General features: G+C 34.0%; 10 protein-coding genes. 7 read left to right on the forward strand and 3 right to left on the reverse strand.

The window, feature by feature from the left end:
• From recJ to ACK5ON_RS00865, 3 genes are all read right to left on the reverse strand, one after another.
• The coding region (gene recJ, locus ACK5ON_RS00855) for a single-stranded-DNA-specific exonuclease RecJ (protein WP_409819005.1) at nucleotides 1-1,616 on the reverse strand (1,616 nt) is incomplete at its 3' end.
• Nucleotides 1,617-1,719: 103 nt separating this feature from the next.
• A complete protein-coding gene (gene rsmI, locus ACK5ON_RS00860) occupies nucleotides 1,720-2,397 on the reverse strand; it encodes a 16S rRNA (cytidine(1402)-2'-O)-methyltransferase (RefSeq protein WP_409819007.1) in 678 nt (225 codons plus the stop codon).
• A gap of 69 nt (nucleotides 2,398-2,466) precedes the next feature.
• Nucleotides 2,467-3,330 (reverse strand): hypothetical protein, encoded by an 864-nt coding sequence (locus ACK5ON_RS00865; protein WP_396173135.1) that lies wholly within the window; start codon nucleotides 3,328-3,330, stop codon nucleotides 2,467-2,469.
• Nucleotides 3,331-3,430: 100 nt separating this feature from the next.
• Between ACK5ON_RS00865 and ACK5ON_RS00870 the strand changes: the two genes are divergently transcribed.
• The 7 genes from ACK5ON_RS00870 to ACK5ON_RS00900 form a co-directional block, all read left to right on the forward strand.
• Complete coding sequence (locus ACK5ON_RS00870) at nucleotides 3,431-4,021, forward strand: thymidine kinase (protein WP_409819009.1); 591 nt, start codon at nucleotides 3,431-3,433, stop codon at nucleotides 4,019-4,021.
• Nucleotides 4,022-4,586: 565 nt separating this feature from the next.
• Nucleotides 4,587-4,847, forward strand: coding sequence for a DUF6364 family protein (locus tag ACK5ON_RS00875; protein ID WP_409819011.1), 261 nt, complete (start codon nucleotides 4,587-4,589; stop codon nucleotides 4,845-4,847).
• Nucleotides 4,847-5,266, forward strand: coding sequence for a PIN domain-containing protein (locus tag ACK5ON_RS00880; protein WP_409819013.1), 420 nt, complete (start codon nucleotides 4,847-4,849; stop codon nucleotides 5,264-5,266). Before ACK5ON_RS00875 ends, ACK5ON_RS00880 begins: the two co-directional genes overlap by 1 nt.
• Nucleotides 5,267-5,271: 5 nt before the next feature.
• Nucleotides 5,272-7,716 carry a bifunctional UDP-N-acetylmuramoyl-tripeptide:D-alanyl-D-alanine ligase/alanine racemase gene (locus ACK5ON_RS00885; protein ID WP_409819015.1) on the forward strand — a complete coding sequence of 815 codons (2,445 nt, stop codon included), beginning with the start codon at nucleotides 5,272-5,274 and terminating at the stop codon, nucleotides 7,714-7,716.
• A 69-nt stretch (nucleotides 7,717-7,785) separates the two neighbouring features.
• On the forward strand, nucleotides 7,786-8,154 hold the full coding sequence (gene mscL / locus ACK5ON_RS00890) for a large conductance mechanosensitive channel protein MscL (RefSeq protein ID WP_396155891.1): 369 nt from the start codon (nucleotides 7,786-7,788) through the stop codon (nucleotides 8,152-8,154).
• Between the two features lie 259 nt (nucleotides 8,155-8,413).
• Complete coding sequence (locus ACK5ON_RS00895) at nucleotides 8,414-9,403, forward strand: aspartate-semialdehyde dehydrogenase (RefSeq protein WP_409819018.1); 990 nt, start codon at nucleotides 8,414-8,416, stop codon at nucleotides 9,401-9,403.
• Nucleotides 9,404-9,929: 526 nt separating this feature from the next.
• The coding region (locus tag ACK5ON_RS00900) for a TonB-dependent receptor (protein WP_409819021.1) at nucleotides 9,930-12,109 on the forward strand (2,180 nt) is incomplete at its 3' end.

Raw genomic sequence — 12,109 nt, forward strand, 5'->3', positions numbered from 1 at the left:
TTTTGGTTTTTGGTTAGTTCCAATTTATTTCCCAGTCCAAAACCAATAGCACCAAAACCTTCGCTACTCCCGAAGCTTCGGGACTGTTTGACAAAAAGCTTCAAATGTTCTTCGTTTTGACCAATTCCTTTAGCATAACCAGTGTCTTTTACTCCTTTTGTCAAAAAAACAGGCGTCATATTTTGCGGTCCAAAAGGTTCGAATTGGTTCAATAAACGAATTAATTTTTCGTTAATATCGGATAACTCCATTTCTACATCAGCCGATATTTCAGGAATTAACAAATCAGGATGAATAGTTTGCTCAACAACACGTTCAAAAGCTTCTTTAAAAGCAGTATAATTTTCTTCTTTCAACGTCATTCCTGCGGCATACATGTGTCCGCCAAATTGTTCGAGATGTTCCGCACAAGCTTCCAAAGCATTATAAACATCAAAATCTTTTACAGAACGAGCCGAAGCAGCCAGTTTATCACCACTTTTGGTAAAGACAATCGTTGGTCGATAATACGTTTCTGTCAATCTTGACGCTACAATTCCAATAACCCCTTTGTGCCAATTCTCTTGATAAACTACAGTTGTAAATCGATTTGTTTCGTTATTTTCTTCAATTTGGGAAAGCGCTTCTACTGTAATTTGCTTGTCCAAATCCTTTCTATCTGAGTTGTGTTGTTCAATTTCGGAAGCGAAAATTTCGGCTTGGTCCAAGTCATATTCCGTTAGTAAAGCAACCGCTTCGTTGCCGTGCTTTATTCTTCCGGCAGCGTTAATTCGAGGTGCAATGATAAAAACAACATCGGTAATGGTCAAAACTTTTTTCTTCAAATTCTGAATTAGCGCTTTTATTCCTGGTCTTGGATTGGTGTTGATCACTTCCAATCCAAACTTAGCCAACACGCGATTTTCACCCGTAATCGGAACAATATCGGCAGCAATTGCAGTCGCAACCAAATCGAGATAAATGAGTAAATCGTCAATAGTTTGATTTCTATTTTGTGCCAATGCTTGAATAAGTTTAAACCCAACACCACAACCGCACAATTCATCATAAGGATAGCTGCAATCTCCCCTTTTTGGATCTAAAACAGCAATGGCTTTTGGCAACATATCACCTGGACGATGGTGATCACAAATTATAAAATCGATGTTTCGTTCATTAGCATAAGCAACGTGGTCAACCGATTTAATACCACAATCCAGCGCAATAATCAGGGTAAATTCATTGTCTTCGGCAAAGTCAATTCCTTTATACGAAATCCCATAACCTTCATCATAACGGTCGGGAATGTATGTCGCAACATTAGGATAAAAACTTTTTAAATAGGAGGAAACCAATGAAACAGCTGTTGTTCCATCAACATCATAATCGCCAAAGACCAAAATATTTTCACCATCAGCAATTGCCTTTTCAATGCGAGAAACGGCTTTTTCCATATCTTTCATCAGATACGGATCGTGCAAATCGGCTAAACTCGGACGAAAAAATTGTCGTGCTTGGTCAAAGGTTTCAATGCCTCGCTGCACCAAAAGAGTAGCAATAATCTCATTGATTTGAAGTTCGTTTTGTAGTTTTTGAACTTTCTCTTTTTCTGGCTTCGATTTTAATGTCCAACGCATAGTTTAATTATGAATTAAAAATTATGAATTATGTTTTTATGGCGTGTAAAAGTTTGACAAATGTATAAAAATGAATTGAAAATTAAATGGTTGAATTTAATTGTTACTTCAAACTCTTTCCTCCAACAACCACTACTATTTCTCCTTTCGGAGCTTTTTCTTCAAAGTGTTTTAAAACGTCGCTGGCTGTTCCGCGAATGGTTTCTTCGTGTAACTTGGACAATTCTCTAGAGACGGAAACAAGTCTTTCAGCTCCAAAATAGTGCACAAACTCCGCTAATGTTTTGACTAATTTGTGTGGCGAAACATAGAAAATCATGGTTCTCGTTTCTTCAGCCAATGCTAAATATCGTGTTTGTCTTCCTTTCTTCTCAGGTAAAAAACCTTCAAAAATAAATCTATCATTAGGCAAACCACTATTCACTAAAGCGGGAACAAAAGCGGTGGCACCAGGCAAGCAATCGACTTCAATATTGTTTTCGACACAAGCACGAGTCAATAAAAATCCTGGATCAGAAATCGCTGGTGTACCCGCGTCTGAAATAAGTGCAATGGTTTCGCCAGCTTGTAATCGTTTGATTAAATTCTCCACCGTTTTATGCTCGTTATGCATGTGGTGACTGTGCATGTGGGTAGCAATTTCAAAATGTTTGAGGAGTTTTCCGCTAGTGCGTGTGTCTTCCGCCAAAATCAAATCGGCTTCGTTCAAAACTTTAATCGCTCTGAAAGTCATGTCATCCAAATTGCCAATGGGCGTGGGAACAATATATAATTTTGACATAAAAGCAAACACAGATTACACAGATTTTCACAGATTTATTGGTTTAAATCCATTAGATTAGTAATGTTATTAGTTAAATTTTTTCTCTACAATTTCCATAAATCTTTCGAGATAATCTTCTTTTCCAACCCAATAGTTGTAATCCGGTATTACCATTTCGTTGATGAAGTTTTTGGCCTCTTCAAAAGTGTCAAACGTATTTAATTGAGAAATCACACGATTAAAATCTTCATTGCTTTCGCCAAACAAATTATTCACAAAAGCAACTCTATCATTCAATCCAATTTCAATTGATTTTGATGAAACTGATTTTTCTTCATTTTCCTTGTTTGTTTGTTTCTTCTGTTGGCTTGCATTCGGGTCAGCTGAAAACAAAGACACTTCATCAGGTTTTACAAAAACCGTATCGGCATAATTTTCGCCCAGTAATTCTTCAAAAGATACTTGCTTGGCTTCAGGTTTCACTTCTGAAGCTAGTTCTGCTGGTTCGATTTGCTCTTCCTCTTCTACTTCCAATTCAAAAATAGGTTTAAAAACTGGCTCTTCTTCATCAACTTCTGGTTCAATTACAATTTCTTCTTCTGATGATTCTTCGTCTTCAAAAACAGTTTCGGGCGTTTCTTCGTCTTCATCAGCTTGTATCAATTCTTCTTCAACTATTTCTGGTTCGGTTGCAAGAACTACTTCAGCAATTGGCTCAACATCTCCTGATGGTGTAGTGTTTTCTTTAGATTGATCTAATTTTTCTTCTAAATCGTCTTGGGTTACATCTGATTTTATGGACTCAAAATTATCTTGATAAAACTTTAAAACAGAAAGTGTTTCATATAATTTTTGGGTTTCTTTATACAACTGATCAACTTCCGATTTGTTTTTAAGTTTTAAAATTCGGTGCGCAATGCTGATTAACTCGGATTCTAATCTTTTTTTCATAAGTTTAAAAATTATAGTGAAAGGCGTTTCTTTTTTAATAAATTTGTTTGCGTTACAAAGTAACAAAACTAATCAAATTTTAAAGGTTGAAAATTACAAAATGTTTCTCGAAAATACAGTAAATCATAAAGAACAATTTGGATGGATTGAAGTCATCTGCGGTTCAATGTTTTCGGGAAAAACCGAAGAACTCATTCGCCGATTGAGAAGAGCTCAATTTGCCAAACAAAGAGTGGAAATTTTCAAACCTACCATCGATACTCGTTATCATGATGAAATGGTTGTTTCTCATGATTCTAATGAAATTCGTTCTACACCAGTTCCTGCTGCTGCCAATATTCGGATTTTGGCACAAGCATGTGATGTTGTAGGCATTGACGAAGCGCAGTTTTTTGATGACGAAATTATATCCGTTTGTAATGATTTAGCCAATTCAGGCATTCGAGTAATTGTTGCCGGTTTAGACATGGATTTTAAAGGAAATCCTTTTGGGCCAATGCCAGCATTGATGGCCACTGCTGAGTATGTTACCAAAGTTCACGCTGTTTGCACTCGCACCGGGAATTTAGCAAACTATAGTTTTAGAAAAACTGATAACGACAAACTGGTCATGCTGGGTGAAACCGAAGAATATGAACCGTTGAGTCGAGCTGCTTATTTTTATGCGATGGAAAAGAATGAGGAAAAATAACTTTTATAAGTTAAAAAAACTTTTTAGATATATGGGGTTATAAAAAATTTGAATTTCAAATCAATCTAAAAAAATCTTGAAAATTTATAAATTTTTGTTCTATTTTTTAACTATTTGGTTCTAAACAAGAACTAAACGGTAAATTATAAAAGAAAATATTGGTTATAAAGTCAGAAAAGTTACAGAACTGAAAGGTTTCACAAAGGATTATATGGTGGGAAAACTAGAAATGTCCGAACGTGCTTAAAGCAAAATAGAGATCAACGAGATCAAACTTGATAGGGGTAGAATTGAATAAAGTTCAAAAATCCTTGATGTAGAAACATTTGATTTAATTTCCTTTGATGATAATTTGGTTTTTTTATAATTGTTCGCAATCAGGAAAATTTCAAACTTTCAACAACAACTTCTCTACCTTACTCATGAAAAGCTTCAACTATAGAATAAATCATCTTGAAAAAGAAGTGTTGTTTTTAATGAGAAATGCTCCAAAAAAATTTAATTTTTTAAGATGTACGGATATATTTTATATATTTGTACGTATAATTTAAATTCTAAATTTGTTATGGACACTAAACTCACCTTGAAATTGGATAAAAACGTAATTGAAAAAGCTAAAGTTTATGCTGCTAAACAGAAAATTAGTATTTCTTTTATTGTTGAAAATTATCTAAATGCCATTACCTCAACGGAAAAATCAGAGGCAAAAGATGAAATTAAAATATCTGAATTTGTTAAAAGTATTTCTGTTGGCAATGGAGAAATTCCAGTCGATTTTGATTACAAAAAAGCCCGTCAAGATCATTTAATTGAAAAATATAAATAATGAAAAAAATATTTATAGATACCAATGTATTAATTGATTTGATCGACAAAAGAGTTCCTTATTATAATGATGTTGCAATAATTTCAACTTTAGCAGAACAACAAAAACTTAGGATAGCAGCATCTTCACTTTCATTTGTAAACACTTATTATGTGCTTTCTAAAAAGCTTGACAATAAACTTGTAATTAATTCTTTAATGAAATACAGGCTGATATGTGAAGTGTCAAATATTGATAAAATTATTATTGATAAAAGTTTAATTTCAAATTTCAACGATTTTGAAGATGCCGTTCAACATTATAGCGCTTTGTATGACAAATGTGACATTCTCATTACTAGAAATAAAAAAGATTTCAAAAATTCTGAAATTCCTGTAATGACTCCATCAGAATTTTTAGTATCGATAAATAAACTATAATAACCTTGACACTAACCATTAGAAATATTGTTCCCATCATCAAAGCCAATTGGATTGGTCAAAATGATGTAGCCATTATCGATTATATTTCTATTGACAGCCGTTCGTTACAAAATGACGAAAACACTTTATTTTTTGCGCTTTCTGGACCCAACCATGATGGGCATCAATATATAGAAGAGCTAATTAGTAAAGGTACTCAATATTTTGTAGTCACTAGAATTCCTGAAGATGTAAAAGAAAAAGGAAATTTTTTGGTAGTTGAAAATACCCTTGAGGCATTACAAAAATTTGCTGCTTATTACCGCAGTTTATTCGATTTCCCAATAATTGGAATTACAGGTAGCAACGGAAAAACCATTATCAAAGAGTGGTTGAATTTCTTATTAAGTCCCGATTATAATATTATTCGAAGTCCAAAAAGTTACAACTCACAAGTGGGTGTGCCACTTTCTATTTTAGGCATTAAAGAAAAACATAATTTAGGAATATTTGAAGCCGGAATTTCCACTACCAATGAAATGGAAAAACTGCAAAAAATCATTCAACCCACCATAGGAATATTATCAAACATTGGTTCTGCACACGACGAAGGTTTTCAAAGTGTTGCCGAAAAAATAAAAGAAAAACTAAAACTTTTCACTTCAGTAAAAGTGCTGATTTTGAACAAAAATAAAAGCATAAGTGCTTTTGTTAACCCAAAAATTAAAACCTTCAGTTGGTGTTCAGACGATAAAAGTGCGGATGTTTATATTACTAAAAAAAACACCGATGAATTGACTGTATTGTGTGTAACGTATCAAGAAGATACTTTCACAATTACCATTCCTTTTCATGATCAAGCTTCGATTGAAAATGCCATTCATTGTATGATGGTGATGCTTTATTTTGGATACAACCAAAAAGTTATTCAAACCCGAATGGCGCAATTGTATCCAGTAGAAATGCGTTTAAAAGTTAAAAATGGAATCAACAATACTACAATTATTGATGACAGCTACAGTTCTGATTTTCAATCGTTGAAGATTGCTTTAGACTTTTTAGAAAATCAAAAACAACATAAAAAGAAAACTGTTATTCTATCCGATATTTTTCAAAGCGGATTGAATAATGAAGAATTATACTCACAGGTTTCACAATTAATTATTTCCAATAAAATTAATCGAGTTATTGGCGTTGGCGAAACAATTTCGCAGTATAAAAACAAGTTCATTAATTGTATAGCTTTCAAAAATATAGATGATTTTATTACTTCTTTTGAGAACTTGAATTTTGAAAACGAAACCATACTCATAAAAGGGGCGCGCGATTTTCACTTTGAAGAAATCGTTTCCATGCTCGAAGAAAAAACACATGAAACGGTTTTAGAAATTAACCTGAATGCTATCAGTCATAACCTCAATTTCTACAAATCAAAACTAGCTCCAAAAACCAAAATGATGGTCATGGTCAAAGCATTTGGCTATGGTAATGGAGGTTTTGAAATAGCGAAGTTACTCGAACATCACAAAGTGGATTATTTGGGTGTGGCTTTTGCCGATGAAGGCATTTCTTTAAAAAGTGCTGGAATTACAGTTCCAATAATGGTTTTAAATCCAGAAAGTACCAGTTTTTCTGCCCTAATTCAACATCAATTAGAACCCGAAATATATTCGATAAAAGGACTAAAAGCATTCTTAAAAATTGCCGAACAAAAGAAACTGAAATACTTTCCTATTCATATTAAATTAGATACTGGAATGCATCGGTTGGGTTTTGAAGAAGAAAATTTAACCGAATTAATTCAAACTTTAAAAGGGAATGAAACGGTACAAATCAAAAGTATTTTATCTCACATGGCAACTAGCGATGATTTGAAACACGATGCCTTTTCAAAATCGCAAATCGCTTTGTTTGAAAAATTGTCTTCTCAATTGCAAACATCATTAAACATCAAACCTATTCGTCATATTTTAAACACCTCTGGAATTACTAATTATCCCGAAGCACAATACGACATGGTTCGTTTAGGCATTGGTTTATATGGAATTTCTAATGACTATGAAGAGCAAAAAGAATTAGAAAATGTTGGCACGTTGAAATCTATCATTTCCCAAATTAGAACTATTGAAAAGGGAGAAAGTGTGGGTTATGGTCGAAGATTCATTGCAGAAAAGGAAACTATAATCGCTACGATTCCTATAGGTTATGCGGATGGAATTCGAAGAAGTTGGGGACATGGTGTTGGCTATGTGGTTATCAATAATATACAAGCCAAAATTATTGGTAGCATTTGCATGGATATGTTGATGGTTGATGTTACCAATATTGATTGCAAAGAAGGTCAAACTGTTATTGTTTTCGGAGAAAACCCTACGGTTAACTTCATGGCTAAACAGCTCAATACAATTCCGTATGAAATTTTGACGAGTATTTCGCAACGAGTAAAGCGCGTTTTTTTTAGAGAATAATTTTTTTTTTGAACTATTTAAAATTTTATTATTTTAGTGCTCTATTAACCAAATAAAAACAAAACAAATATGGGAATGATTTCAGAATTTAAAGACTTTATTGCAAAAGGTAATGCCATGGATTTGGCGGTAGGAGTTATTATTGGAGCAGCATTTGGCGCTATTGTAAATTCATTAGTAGCCGATGTGATTACGCCAGCATTATTAAATCCAGCCCTCAAAGCGGCACAAGTAGAAAACTTAGCCGATTTAAAAACAGGAGGCGGAATTCTTTACGGAAAATTCCTTGCTGCTGTAATCAGTTTTCTTGTTATTGCTTTTGTAATTTTCATCATGGTAAAAGGAATAAATAGCATGAAGAAAAAAGAAGAAGCTGCTCCAGCCGGCCCAACACAAGAAGAATTGCTTACTCAAATCAGAGATTTATTAAAAAAATAATACCGCTACATAGCATATTCTATTTTAACCCTGAACTCGTTTCAGGGTCTTTTTTTTATATTTGGAGCACGGCATCCGTTTAATCAGGAAGTATCCTCCCGCTATCCGCTATATCTTTTTTTTCAAAAAAGGCTCTTATCGGGGCTAGTGAGAACCTATCTGCATTTCCTTCTTTTTTCTTTTTTCTATTCTCTTTTTTCTATATTCTATTCTCTTTTTTCTACCTACTTTTGTACTTCAAAAATAAATAGATAAAAATATGAAAGTTGCTGTTGTTGGCGCAACCGGAATGGTTGGCGAAGTAATGCTTACAGTTTTAGCCGAAAGAAATTTTCCGGTGACAGAATTAATTCCTGTGGCTTCCGAAAAATCGGTTGGAAAAGAAATTGAATTCAAAGGAAATAAATACAAAGTTGTTGGTTTGCAAACCGCTGTGGATAGGAAAGCCGATATTGCATTGTTTTCAGCTGGTGGCGAAACTTCGTTAGAATGGGCTCCAAAATTCGCTGCAGCAGGAACAACAGTAATCGACAATTCATCGGCTTGGCGAATGGATCCGAGTAAAAAATTAATCGTACCCGAAATCAATGCTTCCGAATTAACCAAAAACGATAAAATCATCGCCAATCCCAACTGTTCCACCATTCAAATGGTAATGGTTTTAGCGCCATTGCACAAAAAATACAACATCAAACGTGTTATCGTTTCTACGTATCAATCCATCACTGGAACTGGTGTAAAAGCAGTGCAACAATTGGAAAATGAATATGCCGGAGTTCAAGGCGAAATGGCTTATAAATATCAAATTCATAGAAATGCCATTCCACAATGCGACAGCTTTGAAGCTAACGGGTACACCAAAGAAGAGATGAAATTGGTGCGTGAAACCCAAAAAATTATTGGCGATAAATCAATCGCAGTAACAGCAACCGCAATAAGAATTCCAGTGGTTGGCGGACATAGCGAGGCAGTAAATGTCGAATTTTCGAATGATTTTGACATCAATGAAATTCGAAACATTCTACACCACACTGATGGTGTTACAGTTCAAGATAATACCGACACCTATACGTATCCGATGCCATTGTATGCGCAAGGTAAAGACGATGTGTTTGTGGGTAGAATTCGCCGTGATGAAAGTCAGCCGAACTCATTAAACATGTGGATTGTTTCTGATAATTTAAGAAAAGGCGCTGCGACTAATACCATACAAATTGCAGAATACTTAGTGGCAAATAAATTGATATAGATTTTTTTTCAACACAAATTAATTCGTGTATATCTGTAGCTAACTTTTTTAAAGGAAGTAATTGTTGGCTTTTTGCAAATCCTAAAATTTGTTAAAATCGAACGTTTTTTTTTTTTTTAATGGTTACCTTTGTTGGGATGAAAAGAAAATTAAATTTGTCAAATGCGTTCCTCGGATTGTTAGTATTGTTTTCAATACTTTTTCAATCTCTTCACGCTATTGAGCATTTAGCCAAACAGTTTTCCGAAGGTAGTTGTTATCATAAATATTCTGATAAAGCAACTTTAAATCACAGTCATTACTGGGAAAAATGTCATGTCTGCGAATTTGCATATAGTAACTTTACTGAAATAAAATTTGCTGAAATATCTTTTTTAAAAAAACCCATTTTTTGTCAACTTTCATTTTATCACTCAAAAGATAAAATAACTTGCTACTCTGGAAGTAGTTTCTCGCTGCGTGGCCCGCCAATTGTTTAAATTTTCTTCACATAGGATTAGTGTTTACGAATTAGAAAACAATAAAAATGCAAAAATTCAGTTTGTTTTTTTGTTTATTGTGTTTTGGTAATGTTTATAGTCAAAACACCGTAAACGGAAAAATAGTTGATGAAAATGAGAAGGCATTAGAAAAAAGTCATATCCATATTTCGTCAAAAACAACCAACAGTAAAAAAGATGGTTCTTATAGCATTCACAATATTCCAAATGGATCTACAAAGGTTTTAATAACTTATGTTGGATATAAACCCATTGATACTATAATTGAAATTAGTGGCAATCTTGAGTTAAATTTTAAGATGATACAAAAGAGCGAACAATTAGAGGAAATTGTTGTAAAACACAAAGACAATTATTTTAATCACTCCGTATCAGAACAAAAAATTAAAGAGAAAACCATTGAAAAATATAGTAGTCAGTCACTTGGTAATGTGCTTAAGGAAGTTTCGGGAATTTCAGTTTTAAAAACTGGGAGCACTATTGTAAAACCTATAATTAACGGGTTGCACAGTAATCGAGTTCCTATTTACAATAACAATGTAAAACTGGAAGATCAACAATGGGGAACGGAACATGCACCAAACTTTGATGTGAATGCAGCTGGAAAAATAACCGTTTTAAAAGGCGCATCTGGTTTGCAATATGGTGGCGATGCCATTGGCGGAATTGTAATTATAGAACCTTTCAGCACAAAAAAAGACACTCTTTTTGGAAAAACCATTATGACAATGGAATCCAATGGTCGTGGCGGAACCATTTCGTCTAGTTTACACAAAGGAAATTTTTGCGACTGGAGTTGGAATGCGCAAGGAAGTTTCAAATATTTTGGTGACCGAGAATCACCCGATTACATTTTGTCCAATACCGGAAACCGTGAAGCCAATTTTTCTGGCGACGTAAAATATATTGGCAAAAAGTTCGATTTTTCTGCCTATTACAGTTTGTACAATGCAACCATAGGAATTTTGAGTGCTTCTCACATTGGGAATGTCAACGACTTATACAACTCTATAAATAACGAAAGTCCGGCTGTGATTGAAAATTTTACTTATGCTATTGGAAATCCAAAACAAAGAGTACAACACCATTTAGCGAAGCTGAATTACAATTATTACATCAAAGATGGCGAGTCTATTGGTTTGCAATATGCTTTTCAATTCAATAATCGAAAAGAATTTGATTTGCGAACCGGAGTTTCAGATTCTAGAGCAGCTTTAGATTTAAACTTGATGACGCATACTTTTAATGCCGATTATAAATTGAGCATTGACACTTGGGATTTTAAATCAGGAATTATGGGTTTGTTCCAAAATAATTCGGCAAATCCCAATACTGGTGTTCGTCCGTTAATTCCAAGTTATAATAAGTTTGATGCCGGAGTTTATGCTATTGTTGACAATCATATTTCGGATGATTTTTCGGTAGAAGCTGGAATTCGATATGATTTTTCAACGATTGAAGCGACGAAATATTATCTGAAATCACGTTGGAACGAACGAAATTACAGTCCAGAATTTAACAATTTTATTGAAGGAGATTTTGGAACACAATGGTTGACCAAACCAACGTTTACTTTCCACAATTTTTCTGCAAGTGTTGGAACGCAATATTCCTTTGGAAACGAATATGAATGGTATTTCAATATCAGTCGTGCTGTAAGAAATCCGAATCCTTCTGAATTTTTTAGTGATGGATTGCATCATTCGAGTGGTATGATTGAATTGGGCGATTTGCGTTTGAAACAAGAAAAGTCGAATAAAATCAGTACTTCTTTGCAAAAACAATGGAAGAATTTCAAGGTAAACATCAATCCGTTTTTGAATTACATCGAAGATTATATGTTTTTGAAACCCGTTGGCTTTGAAACTACTATTCGCGGCGCTTTTCCAGTTTGGGAATACCAACAAATCAATGCATTGTTGACTGGAATTGATTTGAATTCGGAATGGCAAATCAGTGAACATTGGCAACATCGTTTGCTTTTATCGTATGTAAACGGAAAAGATAAAACCAATGACGATTTTATTATCGATATGCCTCCGTTGAACATCAACAACCGAATTTCGTTCAACAAAAAAGATTGGAACAATTTGACACTCGAACTGCAGAGCGAAATGGTTTTTAGACAAACCCAATTCCCAAACAACAATTTTATTACGAATATTATTGTGGATGGCGAGTTAACTCCTGTAGAAGTGGATATTAG

Origin of the sequence: Flavobacterium sp. (assembly GCF_046317795.1) — a bacterium.
Lineage (GTDB): Bacteria > Bacteroidota > Bacteroidia > Flavobacteriales > Flavobacteriaceae > Flavobacterium.